General features: G+C 69.3%; 23 protein-coding genes and 1 pseudogene. 21 read left to right on the top strand and 3 right to left on the bottom strand.

Annotated features, from left to right (window positions below):
• Window positions 1–45: 45 nt before the first annotated feature.
• From LOZ83_RS35530 to LOZ83_RS35560, 7 genes are all read left to right on the top strand, one after another.
• Window positions 46–1,551: a FadD3 family acyl-CoA ligase gene (locus LOZ83_RS35530; protein ID WP_255826642.1), complete on the top strand. Its 1,506-nt coding sequence runs from the start codon at window positions 46–48 to the stop codon at window positions 1,549–1,551.
• The gene (locus tag LOZ83_RS35535; protein ID WP_236796251.1) at window positions 1,548–2,405 is read left to right on the top strand and encodes an enoyl-CoA hydratase; all 858 of its coding nucleotides are present in this window, start codon (window positions 1,548–1,550) and stop codon (window positions 2,403–2,405) included. The genes LOZ83_RS35530 and LOZ83_RS35535 overlap by 4 nt, the downstream gene beginning before the upstream one ends.
• The gene (locus tag LOZ83_RS35540; protein WP_236796252.1) at window positions 2,405–3,541 is read left to right on the top strand and encodes an acyl-CoA dehydrogenase family protein; all 1,137 of its coding nucleotides are present in this window, start codon (window positions 2,405–2,407) and stop codon (window positions 3,539–3,541) included. Before LOZ83_RS35535 ends, LOZ83_RS35540 begins: the two co-directional genes overlap by 1 nt.
• Complete coding sequence (locus LOZ83_RS35545; RefSeq protein WP_236796253.1) at window positions 3,538–4,482, top strand: acyl-CoA dehydrogenase family protein; 945 nt, start codon at window positions 3,538–3,540, stop codon at window positions 4,480–4,482. The genes LOZ83_RS35540 and LOZ83_RS35545 overlap by 4 nt, the downstream gene beginning before the upstream one ends.
• Entirely contained in the window at window positions 4,479–5,525 is a 1,047-nt protein-coding gene (locus tag LOZ83_RS35550) for an acyl-CoA dehydrogenase family protein (protein ID WP_236796254.1), read from the top strand. Before LOZ83_RS35545 ends, LOZ83_RS35550 begins: the two co-directional genes overlap by 4 nt.
• Window positions 5,526–5,584: 59 nt before the next feature.
• On the top strand, window positions 5,585–6,157 hold the full coding sequence (locus LOZ83_RS35555; protein ID WP_236796255.1) for a class F sortase: 573 nt from the start codon (window positions 5,585–5,587) through the stop codon (window positions 6,155–6,157).
• 63 nt (window positions 6,158–6,220) lie between these two features.
• Complete coding sequence (locus tag LOZ83_RS35560; protein WP_236796256.1) at window positions 6,221–6,529, top strand: hypothetical protein; 309 nt, start codon at window positions 6,221–6,223, stop codon at window positions 6,527–6,529.
• 3 nt (window positions 6,530–6,532) lie between these two features.
• On the opposite strand, the gene LOZ83_RS35565 is transcribed toward LOZ83_RS35560, so the two are convergent.
• Genes LOZ83_RS35565 through LOZ83_RS35575 form a run of 3 tightly spaced genes read right to left on the bottom strand, consistent with a single transcriptional unit; the run spans window position 6,533 to window position 8,160 of the window.
• On the bottom strand, window positions 6,533–7,336 hold the full coding sequence (locus tag LOZ83_RS35565; protein ID WP_236796257.1) for a DUF5131 family protein: 804 nt from the start codon (window positions 7,334–7,336) through the stop codon (window positions 6,533–6,535).
• A 27-nt stretch (window positions 7,337–7,363) separates the two neighbouring features.
• Window positions 7,364–7,828, bottom strand: coding sequence for a MarR family winged helix-turn-helix transcriptional regulator (locus tag LOZ83_RS35570; RefSeq protein WP_236796258.1), 465 nt, complete (start codon window positions 7,826–7,828; stop codon window positions 7,364–7,366).
• A gap of 38 nt (window positions 7,829–7,866) precedes the next feature.
• On the bottom strand, window positions 7,867–8,160 hold the full coding sequence (locus LOZ83_RS35575) for an antibiotic biosynthesis monooxygenase (RefSeq protein ID WP_236796259.1): 294 nt from the start codon (window positions 8,158–8,160) through the stop codon (window positions 7,867–7,869).
• 102 nt (window positions 8,161–8,262) lie between these two features.
• Here LOZ83_RS35575 and LOZ83_RS35580 point away from each other — a divergent pair, with 102 nt between their 5' ends.
• The 14 genes and pseudogenes from LOZ83_RS35580 to LOZ83_RS35645 all read left to right on the top strand — a co-directional run.
• Complete coding sequence (locus LOZ83_RS35580) at window positions 8,263–8,844, top strand: TetR/AcrR family transcriptional regulator (RefSeq protein WP_236796260.1); 582 nt, start codon at window positions 8,263–8,265, stop codon at window positions 8,842–8,844.
• Between the two features lie 174 nt (window positions 8,845–9,018).
• Complete coding sequence (locus tag LOZ83_RS35585) at window positions 9,019–9,447, top strand: organic hydroperoxide resistance protein (protein WP_308190375.1); 429 nt, start codon at window positions 9,019–9,021, stop codon at window positions 9,445–9,447.
• A gap of 79 nt (window positions 9,448–9,526) precedes the next feature.
• The gene (locus LOZ83_RS35590; RefSeq protein WP_236796261.1) at window positions 9,527–10,174 is read left to right on the top strand and encodes a TetR/AcrR family transcriptional regulator; all 648 of its coding nucleotides are present in this window, start codon (window positions 9,527–9,529) and stop codon (window positions 10,172–10,174) included.
• 128 nt (window positions 10,175–10,302) lie between these two features.
• On the top strand, window positions 10,303–11,115 hold the full coding sequence (locus LOZ83_RS35595) for an alpha/beta fold hydrolase (protein ID WP_236796262.1): 813 nt from the start codon (window positions 10,303–10,305) through the stop codon (window positions 11,113–11,115).
• A gap of 5 nt (window positions 11,116–11,120) precedes the next feature.
• Window positions 11,121–11,987 carry a VOC family protein gene (locus LOZ83_RS35600; RefSeq protein WP_236796263.1) on the top strand — a complete coding sequence of 289 codons (867 nt, stop codon included), beginning with the start codon at window positions 11,121–11,123 and terminating at the stop codon, window positions 11,985–11,987.
• Window positions 11,984–12,748, top strand: coding sequence for a 3-hydroxybutyrate dehydrogenase (locus tag LOZ83_RS35605; RefSeq protein WP_236796264.1), 765 nt, complete (start codon window positions 11,984–11,986; stop codon window positions 12,746–12,748). Before LOZ83_RS35600 ends, LOZ83_RS35605 begins: the two co-directional genes overlap by 4 nt.
• Before the next feature lie 285 nt (window positions 12,749–13,033).
• Complete coding sequence (locus LOZ83_RS35610) at window positions 13,034–14,383, top strand: MFS transporter (protein ID WP_236796265.1); 1,350 nt, start codon at window positions 13,034–13,036, stop codon at window positions 14,381–14,383.
• Window positions 14,380–15,006, top strand: a complete 627-nt coding sequence (locus LOZ83_RS35615; protein WP_236796266.1) for a cysteine hydrolase family protein — start codon at window positions 14,380–14,382, stop codon at window positions 15,004–15,006. Before LOZ83_RS35610 ends, LOZ83_RS35615 begins: the two co-directional genes overlap by 4 nt.
• A 44-nt stretch (window positions 15,007–15,050) precedes the next feature.
• On the top strand, window positions 15,051–15,842 hold the full coding sequence (locus LOZ83_RS35620; protein WP_236796267.1) for an alpha/beta fold hydrolase: 792 nt from the start codon (window positions 15,051–15,053) through the stop codon (window positions 15,840–15,842).
• Window positions 15,839–17,470, top strand: a complete 1,632-nt coding sequence (locus tag LOZ83_RS35625; protein WP_236796268.1) for an FAD-dependent monooxygenase — start codon at window positions 15,839–15,841, stop codon at window positions 17,468–17,470. Before LOZ83_RS35620 ends, LOZ83_RS35625 begins: the two co-directional genes overlap by 4 nt.
• A 23-nt stretch (window positions 17,471–17,493) precedes the next feature.
• The gene (locus tag LOZ83_RS35630; protein ID WP_236796269.1) at window positions 17,494–19,596 is read left to right on the top strand and encodes a hydantoinase/oxoprolinase family protein; all 2,103 of its coding nucleotides are present in this window, start codon (window positions 17,494–17,496) and stop codon (window positions 19,594–19,596) included.
• Window positions 19,597–19,607: 11 nt separating this feature from the next.
• Window positions 19,608–21,932 carry a hydantoinase B/oxoprolinase family protein gene (locus LOZ83_RS35635; protein WP_236796270.1) on the top strand — a complete coding sequence of 775 codons (2,325 nt, stop codon included), beginning with the start codon at window positions 19,608–19,610 and terminating at the stop codon, window positions 21,930–21,932.
• Between the two features lie 206 nt (window positions 21,933–22,138).
• Window positions 22,139–22,735 (top strand): hypothetical protein, encoded by a 597-nt coding sequence (locus LOZ83_RS35640; RefSeq protein ID WP_236796271.1) that lies wholly within the window; start codon window positions 22,139–22,141, stop codon window positions 22,733–22,735.
• Between the two features lie 29 nt (window positions 22,736–22,764).
• Window positions 22,765–23,194, top strand: a pseudogene (locus LOZ83_RS35645) (type VII secretion protein EccC); the annotation flags it as partial.

Genomic DNA, 23,194 nt, shown 5'->3' on the forward strand with positions numbered 1-23,194 from the left:
GATAATGAGAACACGTTCTATTTCTTGGGTCCAGTGGGAGGTGTGATGGAGCAGGACACGATTCCGGCCGCGATCCGTGTCGCGGCAGTACGGTTCGGCACCTCGGAGGCCCTTGTCGACGGCCCGGTGCGGCTCGATTTCGCCACGTTGCTGCAACGTGTTCGCGAGGTCGCGCGGGCGTTCGCGGCGTGCGGTGTCCAGCCGGGGGACCGGGTCGCGGTGAACCTGCCCAACACCCGGTACTGGGTGCTCAGCGCGCTCGGCGCGCTGTACGCGGGGGCGACGCTGGTGCCGGTCAACACCCGGTTCACCGGACCGGAGACGGTGGACCTGCTGCGCCGCAGCCGGGCCCGCGCACTCGTCGTCGCAGGCGACTTCCTGGGCGTGGACCGGCTCGCCGCGATCCACGAGGCAGCCGGCGACGAGGGGCTGCCGTGGCTGGACACCGTGGTCAGCGTGCCGTCCGGCTGGGACGAGTTCGTGTCCCTGGCCGAGCAGGTGTCCGAGACCGAAATCGAGGCCAGGGCCGACAAGGTGTCGCCGGGCGACGTCAGCGACATCTTGTTCACCTCCGGCACCACCGGGCGCAGCAAGGGCGTGCTGTCGGCGCATCGCCAGGTGATCGACGTCGCCGCCGCCTGGGCGGACTGCGGCGCGGTCACCGAATCGGACCGCTACCTGGTGATCAACCCGTTCTTCCACAGCTTCGGCTACAAGGCCGGCATCGTCGTCGGCCTGCTGACCGGCGCGACGCTGGTGCCGCAGCCGGTGTTCGACGTCCGCGAAACCCTCGGCCTGATCGAGCGCGAGCGGATCTCGGTCCTGCCCGGCGCACCGACGATTTTCCAGTCCCTGCTGCACGAATCCCGCGCCGGGCGCGACCTGTCGTCGCTGCGGCTCGCGGTCACCGGAGCCGCCACGGTGCCCGCATCGCTGGTCGAGAAGATGCGCGCGGACCTCGGTTTCGAGACCGTGCTGACCGCCTACGGGCTCACCGAAGCGGTCGTGGTCACCATGTGCCGGCCGGGCGACGGCATCGACGTCATCGCGCGCACCTCGGGCCGCGCCACCGCCGGGTTCGAGGTCGCGACCGACGCGGGTGAGGTCATCGTGCGGGGCCCGAACGTCATGCTGGGCTACCTCGACGACCCCGAAGCGACCGCGAAGGCCGTCGTCGAGGGGGGCTGGCTGCACACCGGGGACGTCGGCGTGCTCGACACCGACGGCAACCTGACCATCACCGACCGCCTGAAGGACATGTACATCTGCGGCGGTTTCAACGTGTATCCGGCGGAGATCGAGCACGCCCTCGCCGGGTTGGCCGGTGTGCGGGACGTGGCCGTGATCGGGGTTCCGGACGACCGGCTCGGCGAAGTCGGCCGGGCGTTTGTCGTGGCGGACAAGGACTTGACCGAGGAGGCTGTGCTCGCGTTCTGCCGCGGCCGCCTGGCCAACTACAAGCTGCCGCGCTCGGTGCGGTTCGTCGGCCGGCTGCCGCGCAACGCTTCGGGCAAGGTCCTCAAGCGCCTGCTCAGTGAGGAGAACGTATGAGTGTCAACGGTTCCGCCGTCGTGCGCTACGAGCGCCGCGGACCGGTCGCGGTGGTGACCATGAACCGTCCCGACTACCGCAACGCGCAGAACTCCGCGATGACCTACGCGCTGGACGACGCGTTCGCGCGTGCGGTCGACGACGCCGAGGTGAAGGTGATCGTGCTCGCCGGAGCGGGTAAGCATTTCTCCGCGGGGCACGACATCGGCACGCCCGGCCGCGATGTCGATCAGAGTTTCGACCGGCGCGCGGTCCTCTGGTGGGACCACGTCGGCCGCGAGGGCGGCGATCAGCGCTTCGCCCGGGAATCCGAGGTATATCTCGGAATGTGCCGGCGGTGGCGGGAGATCCCCAAGCCGATGATCGCCGGTGTGCAGGGCGCGTGCATCGCGGGCGGGCTGATGCTCGCGTGGGTGTGCGACCTGATCGTCGCCTCCGACGACGCGTTCTTCGCCGATCCCGTGGTACGTATGGGAATCCCGGGCGTCGAGTACTTCGCGCACCCCTGGGTGCTCGGGCCCCGCGCGGCCAAGGAAGTGCTGTTCACCGGCGAGCGGTTCACCGTCCAGCAGGCCAAGGAATGGGGCATGATCAACCGGATCGTGCCGCGCGACGAATTGGAGCAGGCGACGTTCGAACTGGCCGAGCGGATCAGCGCGATGCCGCAGTTCGGGTTGGCGCTGGCCAAGAAAGCCGTCAACCAGGCCGAAGATCTGATGGGCCTGCGGTCCGGCATGGACTCCGCGTTCGGGCTGCATCACCTCGCCCACGCGCACAACGCGGAAACCTCGGCCGACTCGCTCGGCGGCCAGTCCGCGCGCTCGATGCGGGACGCGAACAAGGAGGCCCGGTAGTGGACCTGGACATCGACGCGGCGTCGGTGGCCTTCCGCGACGAGACGCGCGACTGGCTCGCCGCCAACGTGCCGTCGCCCGCACTGCCGTCGATGGACACCGCGGAAGGCTTCGCGGCGCACCGGGAATGGGAAGCGAAGCTTGCCGCCGCACGGTTTTCGGTCGTCTCGTGGCCGCGTGAGTACCACGGTCGCGACGCGTCGCTGCTGCAGTGGGTGCTGTTCGAGGAGGAGTACTACGCCGCGGGCGCACCCGGCCGGGTCGGCCAGAACGGCATCTTCATGCTGGCACCGACGTTGTTCGAGCATGGCACGAAGGACCAGCGCGACCGCATCCTTCCTGCCATGGCGACCGGCGACCAGGTCTGGGCGCAGGCCTGGTCCGAACCCGAGGCGGGCAGTGACATCGCCGCGCTGCGCAGCCGCGCGGTTCGCACCGAGGGCGGCTGGCTGCTGTCCGGGCAGAAGACCTGGAGCTCCCGCGCGGCGTTCGCGGACTCCGCGTTCGGCCTGTTCCGGACCGATCCCGGCGCGCACCGGCACCACGGGCTGACCTACTTCATGTTCGGCCTGCGCGCCGACGGCGTCACCGTGCGGCCCATCCCGCAACTGGACGGCGAACCGGGCTTCGCCGAGATCTTCCTCGACGACGTGTTCGTGCCCGACGCCGACGTGATCGGCGCGCCCGGCCAGGGCTGGCGGGTCGCGATGACCACCGCCAACAACGAGCGCGGGTTGTCGTTGCGCAGCCCCGGCCGGTTCCTGGCCGCGGCCAACCGGCTGGTGGACCTGTGGCGGGAACGCGGCGGGGGAGGGGCATTGGGGGAGCGGGTCGTCGACGCGTGGATCGGCGCGCGGGCCTACCAGCTCTACACATTCGGCACGGTCACGCGGCTCGCTGAGGGCGGCGAGCTGGGGCCGGAGTCGAGCGTCAACAAGCTGTTCTGGTCGCAGCTGGACATCGCCCTGCACGAGACCGCGCTCGATTTGCTGGGCCCGGACGGCGAAACCGATGAGCAGTGGGTCGACGGTTATCTCTTTGCCCTGGCCGGCCCGATCTACGGCGGCACCGACCAGATCCAGCGGAACACGATCGCCGAGCGGCTGCTCCGGCTGCCGAGGGAGGCACGCCCGTGAAGTTCGCGCTTTCGGCGGAACAGCGACAGTTCGCGGCGAGCTTGCACGAGCTGCTGGCGGGCACGTCCGGCACCGTCCGGGCGTGGGCGGAGGGAAAGCACGAGCCCGGCCGGAAACTGTTGCGTGCCATCGCCGATCTCGGTGTGCCGGCGCTGCTCGTGCCGGCGGAGTACGGCGGTCTGCAGGCCGACGTTGCGGACATGGTGGTGGCGTTCGAGGTGCTCGGCTTCCATGTGGTGCCGGGCCCGATCGTCGAATCCGCGGTCGTCGCACCGGCCGCGCTGGGCGGCAGCCGGAAGTGGTTGCCCGCACTGGCCTCCGGCGAAGCGCTCGTCACCGTGCTGAACCCGCTCGGGCTGGACGCCGACATCGCGGACCTCGTCCTGGATCTTCGCGACGGGCAGGTGGCGGCGGTCCGGGTCGAGTCGCTCGAACCGGTGCGCTCCATCGATCCCGCGCGCCGACTGTTCACAGTGGACGGTGAGCGGGTGCCGCTGGGCCCGGCCGGGCGGGCGTTCGATCTGGGTGTGCTCGCCGTCGCCGCGCAGCTGCTGGGCGCCGGGCAATGGCTGCTCGACGAGGCGACATCCTATGCACGGCAACGGAACCAGTACGGCCGTGCGATCGGCGGCTTCCAGGCGGTCAAGCATCTTCTCGCCGATGTCGCGACCCAGCTGGAGCTGGCGCGGCCGCTCGTGCACGGAGCGGCGGTCACCGCGCAGGACGGCGGCGGCACCCTCGCCCGCGACGTGTCCGCGGCGAAGATCAAGGCAGGCGAAGCGGCATACCTCGCCGCACGCACCGCGTTGCAGGTGCACGGCGCGATCGGCTACACGGCTGAGCATGACCTGGGTCTGCGGTTGACGAAGGTCCGGGCGTTGCTCGGCGCGTGGGGTGATGCGGCGTTCCATCGTGCTCGGGTGTTGGAGTCGCTGTCATGACGGATCCGATGGCGACCGAGGAGGCCCGCGCATTGCGCGGCGCGGTGCGGGCGCTGCTGGCCAAGCGATCGGATGTCCGGGCCGCGATCGGCTCCCCGCTCGGCTACGACGACAAGCTGTGGTCGACCTTGTGCGAGCAGATCGGGGTCGCGGCGCTCGCCGTGCCGGAGGACTACGGCGGGGCCGGGGCGACCCTCGCCGAGGTCTGCGTGGTCCAGGAGGAACTCGGCCGGACCCTCACGCCCAGCCCGATGCTCGGCTCGGTGCTGGCCGTTGAGGCGTTGCTCGCGACCGGCAACGACGAGGCCTGCCACTGCCTGCTGCCCGGAATCGCGGCCGGCGCCACCATCGCGGCCGTCGCGTGGTCCGGCGAAGACGGATCGTGGACACCTGCCTGCGTCGCGACAGAGTCCACAGTAGACGGACGAGCGCATTACGTGCTCGACGCCGGAAACGCCGATGTGATCCTCGCCCTGGCCAGGACACCGGACAGCCCCGGCCTGTTCGAGATCGCGCCCGAGGCGGCCCGGCGATCGCCGACCCCGGCCATGGACCCGACCCGGCAACTCGGCATCGTGGAACTCACCGGCGCCGCGGCACAAAGGCTCGACCACGGCGGCTACCCGCTCGCGCGGGTCCGCGACACCGCGGTCATCGCGCTCGCGGCCGAACAGGTCGGCGCCGCCGCCCGGGCGCTCGAAATCACCGTCGACCACACGAAACAACGACACCAGTTCGGCCGCCCCATCGGAAGTTTCCAAGCCCTGAAACACCGGATGGCCGACGTGTACGTCCACATCGAACAAGCCCGCTCGGCCCTCCACGCCGCGCTCGCCGATGGTACGGACCTATCCGCGGACGCCGCCACCGCGAAGATCGTCTGCTCGGAGGCCTTCGAACACGCGGCAGCCGAGATGATCCAGTTGCACGGCGGCATCGCCATCACCTGGGAGCACGACGCGCACCTGTACTTCAAGCGCGCCCACGCGTCCGCGCGGCTGTTCGGCTCGCCCGCGGCCTACGTGGTCACGCTCGATATGTGATCCAGGTCACGATCTAGTCTCGGCTGCAACGGGCGCCCCGGCAGCGGCGCCTTGTCGGCATGAAGTTCTCAGCGTTCCGGTGGGTACTGGTGCTGCTCGGGATCGTCCTCCTGGGCGGATGTGCCGCCGACCCCGTGGTGGACGTGTCCCCGCCCGCGGCGACCAGCGAGGCGGCTCCACCGCCAGAACCGTCCATAGTGGACATCCCGAAGATCGGCGCGCATTCCACGCTCGTGCCGCTGGGACTCAACCCCGACAACACGATCGAGGTGCCGCCGGTGAGCCAGCCGCTGCAGGCGGGCTGGTACCGCAACGGCCCGGTGCCGGGCCAGGTCGGCCCGGCGGTGATCCTCGGGCATGTCGACGGGAACCAGCAGAAGGGCATTTTCTACCGCCTCAAAGAACTTCGGCCCGGCGACGAGGTGACCGTGACCCGCAAGGACGGTTCGGCCGTGCGGTTCGCGGTGACCAAAGTGGACCAGATCGACAAGGACGCGTTCCCGACCGACGCGGTCTACGGCGACACCACCGGCCCGGAACTGCGGCTGATCACCTGCGGCGGCAGCTTCGACCACGCCGCGCACAGCTATCGCGACAACATCATCGTCTACGCGGTACTCGAGAATTCCTGACCGATTCGGGCAACCCCGCGCGCCGCGCGGGGATTTGGTGAAAATGAACCAGGAGGAACAGCAGTGAAACGATGGGGACTCATCGCCGGGACCGGGCTTTTCGTCGTGGCGGGTGGGCTGCTCAGCGCACCGCTGGCGAGCGCTGACAGCCCGGCGACGGTCGTCTGCGCGCCGGTGACCAGGGAGGCGACTCCGGTACCCGCCACGATGCCGCCTCTCCCCGCCACCGCGACGCCAGAATGCAAGCCTGTCGCCCGGGAGACCACGAAGCGGCCGCAGGAGACGAAGCGGCCGCAGGCGATCACGAAGCAGCAGGTCAGGGTCCTGCCGACGGGCGCGCCGGAGACGGGCGACGGGTCGACGGCGTCCTGATCGTCAGCCACCGAGCTGGGACGAGATGCCGATTTCGCCCGCGTGCGGCGGTATCTCGTCCCAGGTGCGGCCGTCGAGCACGCGGCCGCCGGCGTTGCGGGTGCGGCCGCCCCATTGCTTGAACAGGAACGGGATGCGCGCGGCGACGCAGTGGTCGCGGATGGGTCGCACCCAGTCCGCTCGCATGGGGCGGTTGCCCGGCCCCGACTCGCCGCCGACGTAGACCCAGTCGAGCCCGGTCACGTCGAGGTCGGGCAGTGGCCCGAGCAGTGGCTGCAGCGACAGGAACCGGACCGCGGCGGGCGTGGCGCGCAGCCGGTCGGCGCGCCGCACGTACTCGTTGCTTTCGATGGTCGTGCCCCACCACACGTTGGGCAGTGGGTGCGGTTGGAGCCGGGAGATCGCCGACGCCATCCGGTTCGGCCGTTTGGTCAGCACGAAGAACGTGTGCCGGTCGGCGCGCCGCATGACGTCGAGGACCTCGGCGAGGAACTCGTCGGGGACCTTGGGGTGGAACAGGTCGCTCATCGAGTCCACGAACACCAGCCGCGGCTTGCGCCAGTGAAGTGGGGTGTCCAGTCGGCGCGGGTGCAGGGTGAGGCCGAAACCGGCGCCGCTGGTGCGGGGGTCGCCGTCGTGCCGGTACCCCGGGTTGCCCATCGCCTTCAGCCGCTTGGCGAACGCCAGCGCGTAGCAGTTGTCGCAGCCCGGGCTGACCTGGTCACAACCGGTGGTCGGATTCCAGGTTGCGGACTCGATCTGGCCGTCCTGACCGGGATCGGCGGCCCGCCGCTGCATCGGCGCCATGAGCCGATTGAACCACCGAGCGCGGCGCTATCCGGCCCTGCGACGCGCCTGTGGCTCGTCGTCCGCGCCCTGCTCGGCCAGGCGCTCCATGAGATCGGCGGCCGCGAAGAGGAGGCTCTGCTCTTTCGGTGTGAGCAGCTCGTCCACCGCCTCCTGGAGCCACGCTGTGCGGCGGCGCCGGGCATCGGCGATCCGGCGGCGGCCTTCCCCGGTCAGGTCGATGAGCACCTTGCGCCCGTCCGCCGGATCGGCGCGCCGGTTGATCAGGCCCTGCTTGTCGAGCCCGCGCAAGGCCGACGCGACGTTCGAGTTCTTCATCTCCAACTCGGCGGCGAGCTCACCCGGCCGCAACGGCCCCGCCGCGCGCTCCAAGGCCACCAGCATCTGCAGCGTCGTGGTCGAGAGTCCCGCGACGACCGGCTGCTCCCGCTGCACGCGGCGGTACAGCTTCTTCACCTGCCTCTGCAGCCGGTACACGTCCTCTTCCCGCACAGACTGATGCTACCGAGTCCGCCGCGCTGTCCAGGAGGTCAGCCGACCACGGTGGACACGTGCTCGACCTCGGGTGTGCCGGCGAAGTGCGGTCCGGCGAGTTCCCGCCACCGCGCGAAATCGGCGGACTCGCGGAACTTCACCATGTGGTGCTCGACCGTCTCCCAGTCGACCATCAGCCAGTAGCGCCGGGGAAACTCGACACTCCGGCACAAGCGCGCGCCGTGGCAGCCTTCGGCCCGCCGGAACAGGGGCATCGCCTCGGCAACGGCCTTCTCGAAGGCCTCCTCCTGGCCTGCGACGACTTCGATCCGCGCCATTTCGGTGACCATCCGTATCCTCTCCGCATCCAGCCGACCAAAAAATGAAACATGCTTCCAAGACCGAACGTTCTACCTGTAGACTAGGGGTTTGACGAGGAAGCAGGTGAACCGGTGTCCGAAGCACGATCGCGGCTGCTCAGCACAGCCAGCCGACTGTTCTATTCGGAGGGATTGCACTCAGTCGGTATCGACAGGATTGTCGCCGAAGCCAACGTTACGCGTGCCACGTTGTATCGGCACTTCCCGAGCAAGGACGACCTGGTCGTCGCCTACCTGACGGGGGCGGATGGCCAGATCCGGGCTCAGGCCGAACAAGCTCGCACGTCGGGACAGTCTCCGGCTGACGTCGTCCGGGCTGTCGCCGGGTCGATCGCCGACAATATCCGCTCCGACGGGTTCCGCGGGTGCGCGTTCCTCAACGCCGCGGCCGAGTATCCCTCCACTTCGCACCCGGTGCACCAGGCCGTCCTGAACCACCGGCAGTGGTTCCTGGACACCGTCACGGAACTGCTGGGCGACACCGGCGAGACGGCGCCCGAACCCGCTGCCCGGCATTTCGTCATGCTGCGGGATGGCGCGATGGCCGCGGGCTGCCTGTCGGACCCCGAGCCGATCTGCGAAACGTTCCTCCTCGGCGTCGATGGAATCCTGAAGCACCGCGACGCGCCGGTCGCCGAGCAGGCCGCGGTGTGAGCTGACGGTCGGCACCCGGGGCACGCCACCCTATTGAGTAGAACGTTCGGTCTTGACCCGAGCACGGTCTCGTGGCATGCTCAAGTCAATGAGGAGAACGTTCAGTCTCACGAGGACTGACCTGGCTGCTCAGCGCGTCCTGGTTGTGCTGACCAAGAAAGGAATTCGATCGCTGTGAACAAACCTCTGTACACCGGCATTGCCACTTCCACCGGCGACGGCAGGGCGGGGGGACAGGCCAGGACCGACGACGGCCTGCTCGACGTCTCCCTCGCGATCCCGAAGGAGATGGGCGGCCCCGGCGGCGCCACCAACCCGGAGCAGCTGTTCGCGGCCGGCTGGGCCTCGTGCTTCCACTCGGCGCTCAAGGCCGTCGCGGCCCAGCAGAAGACGCAGATCACCGACTCCGCTGTCGTCGCCGAGGTTCAGGTGTTCCCGACCCCCGAAGGTGGGTTCACCCTCGGTGCGGCGCTGCACGTCGAACTGTCCGGCCTTGACCAGGCGACAGCCGACAAGCTCGTCGAGGCAGCCCACGGCGTCTGCCCGTACTCGAATGCCACGCGCGGCAACATCGCGGTGACCATCGACGCGACCGTCGCCTGATGCCGGGTGGCCGGGCCGGCGCGGGTCGCCGGCCCGACCACTCCGCCCCGCGACGGCGAGTCGGCCCTATCATTATTTCATGGTGAGGGGATCCGGCTCAGCGTCGACCGCGGTCGGCGAGAGCAGTCGCGACATTATTTTGAACGCGGCGCGTACTCTGATCTCCGAAAAGGGGTACGACGGCATGGCGATCTCGGATCTGTGCACGCAGGCCGGGTTTCCGCCCAGTTCGATCTACTACCACTTCGGCAACAAGCTCGGTGTTCTGGCGGCGCTGCTCGAACGCACCTTCGAAGAGCTGCACGCGCTGTTCCCCAACCCGGCGTCGTTCGACCCCCGCTCGCCGCTCGACCGGCTCGAAGCGTGGTTCACGGCGGCGTGCCGGTCCCTGGACCAGCGGCCCGACTACCTTCGCCTGCTGGTCGCGATCAGTGTGGGCCCGCAGAAGGATTCCGAGATGGTGCAGGAAACCGTGCGGCGCATCCGCGAATACGCCCACTCGTCCTGGGTGGAAGCACTCACGCCCGTTTTCGCGCCGAACGGCGGCAAGAAAAACGAGACCCTCGTGCAGCAGCTGGCCGTGCTCGGCCGCGCCCTGACCGACGGCCTGTCGGTGGCCAACAGCTTCGACGGCCTGACCTACAGCTCGCAGGTCCCCGGGTTCGTCGCCCTGGTCCGCGGGCTGGCGGAGCAGGGCGGCCAGGCCGGGAAGCGCAAGCAGCGGTAGTTGCGCGCCCCGTGCCGGACAATCGTTGATCCTCTGGGAAAAACCGCCGGATCGCTCCGTATTCGACCTTGATCGCTTCGTGCTCTGCTGTATAGTGAGCGTTACATACACGGAGGAAAGTCGGAGCGATGAGCACGTTGGATGTCGGCGACGCCCACCTGACCTACACCGAAGTCGGCGAGGGCAGCCCCGTCGTGTGGCTGCACGGCTCGGGCCCGGGCGCGACGGGGATGAGCAACTTCGGTGGCAACCTGGCCGCCTTTCAGGACCACCGCAATATCGTGGTCGACCTGCCGGGCTGGGGTGGCTCGCCCCGCCCCGAGCTGGAGGAGCCGCTGATCTTCCACGCGGCCGAGCGGGTGTGCCGGGCGATGACAGCGCTGGGCATCGAGCGGGCCCACCTGGTCGGCAACTCCTATGGTGGTGGTGTGGCGATGCGGATCGCGATGAGCCACCCCGAGCGCGTGGACCGGATCGTCCTCATGGCGCCGGGTGGGGTCCTGCCGACGGACGCGCCGCCGTGGCCCGTCGGGCTCGAGCGCATCTTCGCCTACATGGCGGACGAGAAGCCTTCTCGTGAAGCCATGGCCGAGGTCGTGCGTCTCATGGTCTTCGACGAGAGCCTGGCGACCGAAGAGCTCATCGACGAGCGGTACGAATCGAGCCTGCGGGTGCACCCCGAGATGCCCATGCCGCCCAATTACGGCGATCTGACCCCGGACCTGGGGCTCATCAGCGCGCCGACGCTGCTCGTGTGGGGACGCGAGGACCAGACCGTGCCGCTCACCTGGGCGCCCACGATCCTCGCCGGTATCCCCAACGCGGAGCTGCGTGTGCTGCCGCACTGCCGGCACTGGGTCCAGTATGAACGTGCGCCCGAGTTCAACCACATCGTCCGTGAATTTCTGCACGGCGGCGCGGCGGCCGCGACGGAGGGCTGAGCACCATGGGGATCAGGAAGCTGGGTTATGTCGGCCTGAACGTCACCGACGTCGACGGGTGGACCGACCTGCTCGGCCGCACTCTGGGGATCGGCGTGACCCGCGCCAAGTTCGGCACGGACGAGGTCACGCTGGCCGAGCTGGACGAGTTCAAGTACCGCGTCGCGCTCTATCCGTCCACAGTGGACACGCCGCGCGAGGTGGGCTGGATCGTCGACTCACCGGGTGAGCTCGACCGGCTCACCCAGCGGCTGACCGACGCCGGTTTCACCGTCGCCGAGGGAACCGCCGAGGAGCGGGAGCTTCGCGGCGCCACGCATCTGCGCTGGTTCACCGACCCGGTCGGTTACCGCGTGGAGCTGGCGATCGGTGAAGCCAAGGTCCGCACCGGCGTCGACCGTCCCGGTGGGCATCCCGGCACCACGGGCCTGGGCCACTTCGTGCTGGCCAGCCCCAAGGTCGCCGAACTCCGTGAGCTGTACGAATCGGTGCTCGAGTTCAAGCTGACCGACTACCGCGCCCCCGGCCTGTTCTTCTTCCGCTGCAACCCGACCCACCACGCCATCGCGCTCGCGAGCGCCGAAACGCCGTCCATTCACCACCTCGAGTTCGAGCACGGCTCGATCGACGACGTCGGGCGGTCCTACGATCGCGCCAAGGCCAACGACGCCCCGATCTCGATCGGGCTCGGCCGGCACATGAACGACAAGGCCATCTCGTTCTACGTGCAGAACCCCAGCGGCTTCCACCTGGAGATCGGCTGCGGCGGCATCGAAGTGGGCGAGGACTGGGTGCCCCACGACTTCGGTTTCTCCGACGTCTGGGGACACGAGCACACCAACCCCAATCCCTTCGCGTCCCCGAACTCATGACGAACGCCCTGAACGGCCCTGACCTTTCCGCTCGGCGTGCCATCGTGACCGGTGCGGCGAGTGGGATCGGTGCGGCTGTGGCGACCCGGTTGGCGGCTCTTGGTGCCCATGTTGTGGTGTGTGACATCGATGCGGAGGGTGCGGCGCGGACGGCTGAGCGGATCGGCGGTGAGTCGCTGGTGCTCGATTTGAGTAATACCGCCGATTTGGCTGAGCGGGTGTTTGAGGCGGATATTCTGGTGAATAACGCTGGTGTGCAGCATGTTGCGCCGATTGACCAGTTCGATCCGTCGCGGTTTGCGTTCATGTTGCGGTTGATGTTGGAGGCGCCGTTCCTGCTCAGCCGTGCTGTGCTGCCGCATATGTATGAGGGTGGCTGGGGTCGGATTGTGCATATCTCCAGCATTCATGGTTTGCGGGCTAGTGCGTTCAAGTCGGCGTATGTCAGTGCCAAGCATGGGTTGTTGGGGTTGTCGAAGGTGATCGCACTGGAGGGTGCGGCCAACGGGGTCACCAGCAACTGTGTGTGTCCGGGGTATGTGCGTACGCCGTTGGTGGAGAACCAGTTGGCGGATCAGGCGGCGGTGCACGGGTTGAGCGTGGACGAGGTGGTCTCGGACGTCCTGCTGGCTCGATCGGCGGTGAAGCGGCTGATCGAGCCTGAGGAGGTCGCCGGTGCGGTGGCGTACTTGTGCTCGCCGGAGGCCACGTCCATCACCGGCACCGAGTTGACCCTCGACGGGGGCTGGAGCGCGTCCTAAACCGGCGCTGGTCCCGATCCTGTTCGAGTACTATTCCAGCACCGAGGCATGAGATAGAACGTTCGGTGTTGACGGGCGAAGCCCGCGCTGGCTAGTTTGAGCCGTGGCCGAACGCTCTACGTGCGGGAATCCCGTGCTCTCGAACATCCGGATCCCAGTCCTCCGTCGCCTATCGCGGCGAAGCTGTAGCCAAAGCGCTTGGCCCATTGTAGAGTGAGCGTTACATACAGGGCCCAGAATGCGGTTCGCCAGCCAACCCCAATCCCCGCAACGAAGCGAGGTTCCGTGAACGTTCTCGAACAGGTCAAGAACTCGCCGATGAGTCGCGCCCAGAAGGGCGCCGTCGCGCTGTGTCTCGTGATGAACCTGATCGACGGGTTCGACCTGCTCGTGACGTCCTTCGTCGGGCCGGCGATCACCCGGGAATGGGGCCTGTCCCCGTCGAAGGTGGGGGTTCTGCTCAGCGGCGGCCTGGCCGGGATGGCTTTCGGGGCGCTTTTCCTGGCGCCGCTCGCCGACCGGATCGGGCGCCGGCGGCTCACTCTCGGCTGTCTCGCCCTGGCCTCGCTGGGCATGCTCGCCGCGGCCTTTTCGCAGGACTTCGGTCAGCTTCTCGCGTGCCGGGTGGTGACCGGCGCGGCAGTGGGGGCGATGGCGGCCGGCCTGCCGGTGCTCACCTCCGAGTACGCGAACAACCGGCGCCGCGGCCTGGCCATCGCGCTGATCACGACGGGCTACGGCCTGGGTTCGGTCATCGCCGGTGTCACGTCGAGCCTGCTCCTGGGATCGCTCGGCTGGCGCTCGGTGTTCGTGTTCGGCAGCATCGCCACGGCGATCCTCTTCGTGATCGGACTGCGCTTCCTGCCCGAGTCGATCGACTACCTCGTCGCGCGCCGGCCCCGGCAGGCGCTGGCCAGGCTCAACCGGATCCTCGTGTCGATGGGCCACCCCGCGACCGACGAGCTGCCCGCCGCGACGCCGAGGTCACGCAAGATCGCGCTCGAATCGCTGTTCCGCGGCGGCAACGCGGTGCGCACCGTGCTGCTCTGGGTCGCGTTCACCGCGGCGCAATTGATGTTCTACTTCGCCAGCTCGTGGACGCCCAGCCTGCTGCTGCAGGCGGGCATGTCCAGCCAGCAGGGCATCAGCGGCGGTCTGCTGCTCAGTCTCGGCGGTGTGGCGGGCGTGGTGTTGCTGGGCGTGCTGGCGTCCCGGGTCCAGCCTCGCCGGCTGACCGCGGCCTATTTCGCCCTCGGCGCACTCGTCCTCGTCCTCTTCTCGGTCTCGCTCGGAACCCTGGCGGCCGCGCTGGTGGTGGCGGTCCTCGTCGGGCTCTTCCTCAACGGCACCGTTGCCGGGATCAACGTGATCGTGCCGGGCACGTATCCGGCCGAAGCGCGGGCGACGGCGCTCGGCCTGGCGGTCGCCGTGAGCAGGCTCGGCGCCGTGCTGGCGCCGGTGCTCGCCGGGTTCCTGCTGGAGACCGGCTGGGCCGCCGGGTCGATGTTCCGGATCTTCGCCATCCCCGGCCTGATCGGTGCCCTCGCCATGATCTTCTTCGCGCGGTTCGGCCGGGCGGGGCACGATTCTTCGACCGAACTCCCAACTGTCAGGAACGAGGTGGCGGAAGCATGACCAATTCCGTGATCGACGTGAACAGCACCGCGGTGCTCGTCATCGATATGCAGAACGACTTCGTGGAAGAAGGCGCGCCGCTGGAATTCCCGGAAGGCCGGGGCGTGATTCCCGCCATCCAGAAGATCCTCGACGCGGCCCGCAGCCGCCGGATGCCGGTCATCTACGCCGCGCACGTGCACCGCGCCGGTGGGGCCGACATGGGGGTGCACCGCGATCTGTATCCGCCGGTGGCGGCTGGGGAAGCACTGGTCGACGGTGGCCGTGGGGTGGAGATCCACCCCGACCTCACGCCGCGCGACGGTGAGCCGGTGATCAAGAAACACCGCTACAACTCCTTCTACGCCACCGATCTGGAGATGATCCTCCGCGGACTCGGGGTGGAGACCGTCGTCCTCACCGGGATGACGACCGAATGCTGTGTGCTGGGCACGGCCCGCGGCGCGCTGGAACGCGGGTTCCGGTCCATGGTGGTGGCGGACGCCTGCGCGTCGTGTGACTATCCGGACCTGGGCGCCGGTGCCATGTCCGCAGCGGAAATGCATCTGGCCGCGTTGCGGGTGATGTCCCTGACCTCGTCGCAACTGGTCGAGACCGACCAGTTCCTCGCGCGGTTACCGTGAAACGACGACGATCGCGAATGTACGACCGAGACAGGAGGCGGTAGGTGCCGGCCGCAGCGGATGTCGTGTACCCGGGCAGGGGCCCGGCTCTCGTGCTGCTCCACGGCGGCGGCCCGGGTGTCGACGCCACGAGCAACTGGGCCGCCGTGTACCCCTGGTTTTCGGCCCGGTTCCGTTGCCTCGCCCCCGACTTGCTGGGCTTCGGGACCGAGCTCACGAGCGGCGGCGCGGGCACCGGTGAGCTCCAGGGACCCGCGGCCTGGGCCCGGGCGCGCGCCGGGCAGGTCCTCGATCTGCTCGACCGTCTCGACGAGGAACGCGTGCACGTCGTGGGCAACTCGGCCGCGGGCGGTGCCGCCGCATTGGCGCTGCTCGCGCTGGCGCCCGAACGGGTCGGCCGCGCGGTCCTGATGGGCGGGGCGGGTACCGGCCCGCTGCCGCGCACGGTCCCGTTCTACGACCAGCCGACGAAGGAGTCCATGCGGGCCACCCTGGGCCGCCTGGTCGCGGACGAGAACGCCCACCCCGAACTGCTCGACGAGCTGGCGGACTTCCGGCTGGAACAGGCCCTGCGTCCCGGTGCCGAGGCGGCCTTCCGGTCGATGTTCGCCGACGTCGCCGACGGGCCGCCGCCCGTCGATCCCACGAAGATCCCCAACGCGGTTCTCGCTCTGCACGGGGAATGTGACCGGGTCTCACCGGTCGACGTCTCGCGGCGGCTCGTCGAGCGCCTGCCGCAGGGCCGCCTCGAGATCGTGGCGGGTGCCGGGCACTGGATCCACGTCGACCGGCCGGACGAGTTCTGCAGCCTGATTGGGGAGTTTCTGAGCGCATGACACAGCAACCCACTAGCCCCGGAGACCGGGTCGGCGTCCTCATCGTCGGCGCCGGTCCCGCCGGCCTCACCCTCGCGATCGACCTCGCCCGGCGCGGTGTGCCGAGCCGGGTCATCGAGGCCACCGAAGAGCGGGGCCGCAACCCCCGGTGCAACACCACGTCCGCCCGGTCGATGGAGATCTTCCGGCGGCTCGGCCTCGCCGGCGACATCCGGCGCGCCGGGCTGCCCGAGGACTATCCGACGTCGATCCAGTACCGGACGACGCTGCGCGGCGAGGAGATCTTCCGCCTCGACCAGCCCTCGACCAGCGACGTGCTCGCCGGTGTGGACCGGGAAAGCTGGCCCACACCGGAACCACAGCACCGGGTCTCGCAGCTCTACACCGAACCCATCCTGGAACAGCACGCGAACCGGCTTCCCGAGGTGACCCTCGAGCGCGGCACCAGCCTGATCGAGCTGCGGCAGTTCGACGACCACGTCGAGGCGATCGTCGAGAAGGACGGCGTTCGCCGGACCCTGCACTGCGCCTATGTGGTCGGCTGCGACGGGGCGCACAGCACCGTCCGCCGCCAGCTGGGTATCCGCTACGAAGGAGTCGATGCGATCCAGCAGTTCGTGTCGACCTTCGTCCGCTCGGCCGAGCTGGGCCGGCTGGCCGCGCGGGACCGCGCGTGGACGTACTGGACCTACGGCAAGCGGATCGCGTCGCTGATCGCCATCGACGGGGATTCGTTGTGGCTCAACCATGTCGCGTTCCCGCCCGACCACGACACCGAAGAAGAGGATCCCGAGCAGCTCCTGCGGGACGCTGTCGGTGGTCCGGTCGAGCACGAGGTGCTCGGGGTGGTGCGCTGGACCGGCCGCCGGCTGGTCGCCCAGCGGTACGGCGAGGGCCGGGTGTTCCTCGCCGGGGACGCCGCGCACATCTGGATCCCGGTCGGCGGATTCGGCATGAACGCCGGCATCCAGGACGCGGCGACCCTGGGCTGGATGCTCGCCGCGGTCCACCGCGGGTGGGCGTCGCCGGACCTGCTAGCCGCGTACGAGCTGGAGCGCAAGCCCGTGGGGGACCAGTTCGCCGGGGCGGTGGGAGCGAAGGCACGCACGTCGTTCCAGGACGTCTCGCCCGACATCCACCTGCCAGGACCGGACGGTGAGCGCGCCCGCGCCGAGCTCGCCGAACGGCTGGCCATCACCGAGCCGCACCGGTACTCACCCGACGGCTTCAGTTTCGGCTACCACTACGCGGGTTCGCCCCTCGTCGTCGGTGGCGAGGACCAGGACGCCATCACCATGGGCGGCTTCCAGGAACGGGCACAGCCCGGGTTCCGGCTGCCGCACGTCTGGCTCGACGACGGCCGGGCCCTGTTCGACGCGCTCGGGCCCGAATTCACGCTGGTGCGGACCGACCCCGGTGCCGAGGTGGCGTCCTGGGTCGCGGCCGCCGGGGAGCTGGGGATTCCGCTGACCGTGGTCGACCTGCCGGGGTCCTGTGACGGCCGCTATCCGGCCCCGCTCCTGCTCGTGCGCCCAGACCAGCACGTCGCCTGGATGGGCGGGGCGGACGCTCGTCCCGACGAGCTCCTGCAGACAGTCACCGGGCGCGTCGCCGCCCACCACGGATAACAGGATCACCAGGAGAACGCACCATGCCATACGCACTGGGCATCGACGTGGGCGGCACGTTCACCGACGCTGTCGCCTCCGACGGGGCCGGCCGGATCGTGTCGGCCAAAACGCCGACCACTCCGCCGAACCGCGAGGTCGGCGTCATGCGCGCGATCGAGGACCTCGCGGGTGAGCTGGGGATCGGTGTCGGCGACCTGCTGGCACAGACCGACTTCATCGCGCACGGCACGACCGCCTCGATCAACGCCCTGGTCCAGGGCCAGGTCGCCGATGTCGGGCTGATCGCCACCAAGGGGCACCGGGACTCGATCTACATCATGAACGCCGAGGGCCGTACCCTCGGCCGGTCGGCCCACGAAATCCAGGACACGCTCCGCCAGCGGAAGCCCGCGCCGCTGATCCCGAAGTACCGGGCGCTCGAGGTCACCGAGCGGATCGACCACGCCGGCAAGGTCCTGGTGCCACTGGACGAGGACGAGGTCCGCTGGGTCGCGCGGTCCCTGGTGGACCAGGGCGTCGAGGCGATCGCCGTCTGCCTGCTGTGGTCGTTCAAGAACGGCGACCACGAACGGCGCGTCCGGGAGCTGATCCACGAGATCGCCCCGGACATGTACGTCACCCTTTCCTCGGAGGTGAGCCCGCGCATCCGCGAGTTCGCGCGGACCTCCACGACGATCATGAACGCCCAGGTGGGCCCGCGGCTGCGCACCTACCTGCTGCCGCTGCAGAAGCAACTGGAAGAGGGCGGGCTCAAGGGGCCGCTGCTGGTGATGCAGAGCGAAGGCGGCACCATCACCGCCGACCGGGCTCCGGAACACGCCATCACCACGGTGGGGTCGGTGTTGTCCGGCGGTGTCGTCGGCGGGATGCGGCTCGCCGAGCAACTGGGGCACCGCAACGTGATCACCACCGACGTCGGCGGCACGACGTTCCTGGCGGGGCTGATCGTCGACGGCGAGCCGGTCATGGCGCCCGGCTCCATCGTCAACCAGTTCCCGATCAACGCCGCGACGATCCGGGTGCACACCATCGGCTCGGGTGGCGGGGCGCTCGCGTCCGTGGACGAAGGCGGGAACCTGCGGCTCGGCCCACAGAGCGCCGAAGCGGTCCCCGGCCCGGCCTGCTACGGCAACGGCGGGACGCGGCCGACGAACACCGACGCCAACCTGGTGCTCGGCATCCTGAGCGAGCGCGGGCTGCTGGGTGGCCGGAAACCGTTGCGGATGGACCTGGCCAGGGAGGCGATCCGCGAGCACGTGGCCGAGCCGCTCGGCCTGACCGTCGAGGAAGCCGCCATCGCCATCCACGAGGTGCAGAACGCGCAGGCGGGCGACCTGCTGCGGCGGGCGGTCGTGCAGGCCGGCTACGACCCGCGCGATTTCGTCGCCTACGCCTTCGGTGGTGCCGGACCCGCCCACTGCGCCGGCTACTGCCACGATCTGGGCGTGGCCGAGGTCGTCGTGCCGCTCGGTCCCGTCGCGTCGGCTTTTTCGGCTTACGGGCTCGCGGCCTCGGATGTCGTGCTGAGCGCGGAGATCTCCGACCCGTCGGCCTTCCCGGTCGACCACGCGGTGCTGGAGTCCCACTACGCCCGGCTCGAGGCCGACCTGCAGCGCGCTCTCGACCGGCAGAAGGTGAAGTTCCACGACGTGACGGTGCAGCGCGAGATCGACCTGCGCTACTCGATGCAGGTCACCGAACTCGCGACGCCGGTGCCGGACACCAAGTTCTCCGAGCGCACCGGCGACGAGATCGTCGAGCGCTTCGAGGAACAGTACGAGCGCATCAACGGCAGCGGTGCCGGCTACCGCGAGGCGGGCGTGCAGGCGATCACCTACCGCGCCCGGGCCAAGGCGGGCCTGGGTTTCCCGGTCATGTTGCCGGAGATCGCCGAGGCCGAGGGCCCCGATCCCGCGGAGGCCCTGCTCGGGGAGCGTTCCGTCTGCCTCGACTCGCAGCTCGGCTTCGTGCCGACCCCGGTCTACGACTACGCGCGGCTGCGCGCGGGACACGAGCTCGTCGGGCCGGCGATCGTCGACGTGCCGACCACGGTGGTCGTGGTTCCCGCCGGCGTCACCGGTCGCGTCGACCGCCTCGGCAATCTCGTGTTGAGCTACAAGTAAGGACGGCTTCGATGACATCCAGGATTCCCGGGGCGGACCAGTTCACCAGCCGTCCCATGCCGCGCGCGGAGCTGCTGCGGCAGATCTCGCCCGAGCTGCCGCTGCACCAGGTCGACGACACCCATGCCGACTCGGTGGACGCGCTGACCTACGAGGTCATCCGGCACCGGCTCTGGGCGATCACCCAGGAGATGGGCGAGACGCTGCGGCGGATGTCGGGCTCGCACGTGGTGACCGAGTCCAACGACTTCAACTTCTCCATCTGCGACGAGCTCGGCGAGCAGGTCCAGGTCGGCAGCTACAACATCGGCCTGATCGGCTCCATGGATCTCGCCATCGTGTGGACGCTGCGCAACCGCAGCGACAACCCCGGCATCGCCGAGGGCGACATGTTCCTGTGCAACGACCCGTGGATCGGCGGCGGGCTGCACCAGAACGACGCCGCGATCCTGGCCCCGATCTTCCACGACGGCAAGCTGTTCGGCTGGACCACGGCCATCGCCCACCAGGTCGACCTCGGCGGCCCGCGCCCGGGTTCGTTCAGCCCGTCGGCCCAGGACGTGTTCGGCGAGGCGGTCCCCACGCCGCCGATGAAGGTCGTCCGGGGCGGGGTGCTGCAGCGCGACGTCGCCGACGCGTGGGTCCGGCGGTCACGGCTCCCGCACATGGTCGGGCTCGACCTGCGGGCCAAGATCGCGGCCAACAAGAACGCGGCGGAGCAGGTCCTGCGGCTCATCAGCAAGTACGGCGCCGACACCGTCAAGATCGTGATGCGCCGGATGATGGACGACGCCGAGCGCCGGCTGCGGGCCAAGCTGGAGACCCTGCCCAACGGCACCTGGACCGCGGTGGGCTACCAGGAGCAGTCGCAGACCGGTGACCGCGACCTGCACGCGATCAAGGTCGCGATGACCAAGGAAGCCGACCGGCTGATCTTCGACTTCCGCGGCACCGCCGAGCAGACCGGCATCATCAACTGTCCCTATCCGGGGCTCCGCGCCGGGATCGTGTTCACGATGCTGCCGCTGCTGGCGGGAGATATCCCTTGGGCGGCAGGCGGTTTGATGCGCTGCTTCGAGATCATCACCGACGAGGACACCATCACCAATGCGTCGTTCCCGGCCGCGGTCGGGAAGGGCCCGTTCGGGCCGGCGTGGGGATCGGGCAACCTCGTCGCGGAAGTGCTCGCCAAGATGCTGGACGCCGAACCCGATCACCGCAGCGACGTGCAGTCGATCTGCAACGGCACCACCGACCTGTGCGTGATCTCCGGCGTGGACGTCCGGGACGGCGGCAGCAAGGGCTTCGTGTCGCCGATCTTCGACGTCATGGCCGGCGGCTACGGCGCGCAGGTGTACCACGACGGCGTCGACACCGGCGGCCGGCTGATCATCCCCGCCGCGCGGGCACCAGACGTCGAGATGACCGAGTACCTCTATCCCGTAGTGGCCCTGTGGCGCCGCGAGCAGACCGACTCCGGCGGGCCGGGCCGGCAGCGCGGCGGGATGAGCGGTTCGGTCTGCTATGTGCAGCACCCGGACCAGAAGGGGACGATGTCGCTGGTCGTGTCCGGCACCGGCAAGGTCGCCAACCAGAACGTCGGCCTGGCCGGTGGCTATCCGGGCAACTCCCAGCTGGACCTGGTGGTGCGCGGCATCAGTGTGCCCCAGCTCGCCCAGGCGGCCGCCATCCCCGCCGATCTGGACGAGCTCGGCGGCGAGATCGAGGTGCTGCCCTGCGAAGGCGAGTCGAACCTCACCGCCGGTGACGCGCTCTACCTGCACTGGCAGGCGGGCGGCGGATACGGCGACCCCTTGCTCCGGCCGGCCGAGAACGTGCGCGACGACGTGCGTCAGGCCCGGGTCTCGGTCGAGGCCGCACAGTCCGTCTACGGCGTGCTGCTCCGGGAGGACGGCGAGGTCGACGTGACGGCGACCGACGAGACACGCGAGAAGGCGCGGCGCCGTCGCGCGTCCGACGCCGGTCTTTCCGGAACACCCGTCACGCTGGAGGGCGCGCCGGACCTGACCACCGTCCGCCGGCTCGATGACAACCTCGCCGTCCGGGAATCGGCGGAAGGCAAGACCGTCGTGTGTGTGCATTGCGGGACCGACATCGGGCCGCTGGCCGGCGGCGAGTTCGTCGCGGGGCTGGCCCGGCGCGACTCGGCCCCGGCCGAAGCGGGGCCCCACATCTGGCACGACCCGTCGGAGTACGTCGACGCGGAGGTCGTTTTCCGGCAGCTGTTCTGCCCTGGCTGCCTGACCGCGGTGAACTCCCGGGTCGTCCCGGTCGACCACCCCTTGCCCGACGACGAGTACCTGAGTTGGATGTGACGCCTGGGTAAACGCGGACCGGCGGCCCCTTCGGGTGCAGTGGGAGATAGACCGTTCTGGCTTGACGGTGGTGGGGAACGCCGCTACATTGGCCGTGTAATGAGGGCTCTATACACGTAGGCGGCGACGAAGTCTCGTGGTGGGGGGGGGGGGGGCCCCCCCCCACCACGCTCCACGTGATCCCCACTGAACCCGAAGGAGACTCCGTGGGTACAACCACGGCTTCCGCCGGCCACTGCATCCCGTCGGCCTTACAGCGGTTGTACTTCGTGCGTTTCGCGTTCGCGCTCGTCTGGGCCGGCCTGCTGATCGCGACCGCCTCGACCCTCAACCCGTTCAGCGTCGCGTTGCTCGTGCTGTACCCGGCATTCGACGTGGCCGCCGCCGTTGTCGACGCGCGCTCGGCCCAGGGCACCAACCCGGTGCCGGGCCTGTACGCGAACGTCGTGATCAGCCTGCTGGCCGCGGCCGGGCTGGCCTACGCCACCATGTCCGGGATCCCCGGCGTTCTTCGTGTGTGGGGAACCTGGGCGGTGGTGTCCGGCCTCGTCCAGCTCGGCGTCGGCACCGCCCGCCGCAGGCTCGGCGGCCAATGGCCGATGATTCTCAGCGGGGCCATCTCCGTGCTCGCCGGAGCGTTTTTCGTCGCGCAGGCAGGGCAAAACGGCGCCGGACTGTCCACTTTGGCCGGATACGCCACACTCGGCGGCATCTTCTTCCTCGTCTCCGCACTGCGCCTCGGTCCCACCGTGAAGAAGTGGCGCGAACGCGCCGCGTCAGTCGGCAGCGTCGAGACCTCCTGAACCGAAGAACACCGCGAAGGGACCCGTTGATGAGCACGCTGCAGTTCAAGAGGTCGCCGCGGTTGCCCGCGCCCCGGACGCCCGGTGGTGAGGTGCACCTGGAGCCGCCGCCCGAGGTGCCCCGGACCATCCCGGGCAACATCGTGCAGAAGCTGTTGCCGGTGGTCATGATCGTCGCGTCGCTCGGCATCGTCGTCCTGCTGTTCACCAGCGGTGGGTCGGCCGCGCGCAGCCCGTTGACGCTGTTGCTCCCGCTGACTCTGCTGGCATCGATGGGGGGCATGTTTGCTGGTGGTGGGCGTGGTGGTGGGGCGAAGAAAGCGGAGATGAATGAGGATCGTAAGGATTATTTGCGGTATTTGGGTCAGATGCGTGAGCGTGCTCGGGAGTCGATGGGGGAGCAGCGGGCGGCGTTGGAGTGGGTGCATCCGGATCCGGGGGCGTTGTGGTCGTTGGCGG

The organism is Amycolatopsis sp. GM8 (assembly GCF_021653975.1).
Taxonomy (GTDB): domain Bacteria; phylum Actinomycetota; class Actinomycetes; order Mycobacteriales; family Pseudonocardiaceae; genus Amycolatopsis_E.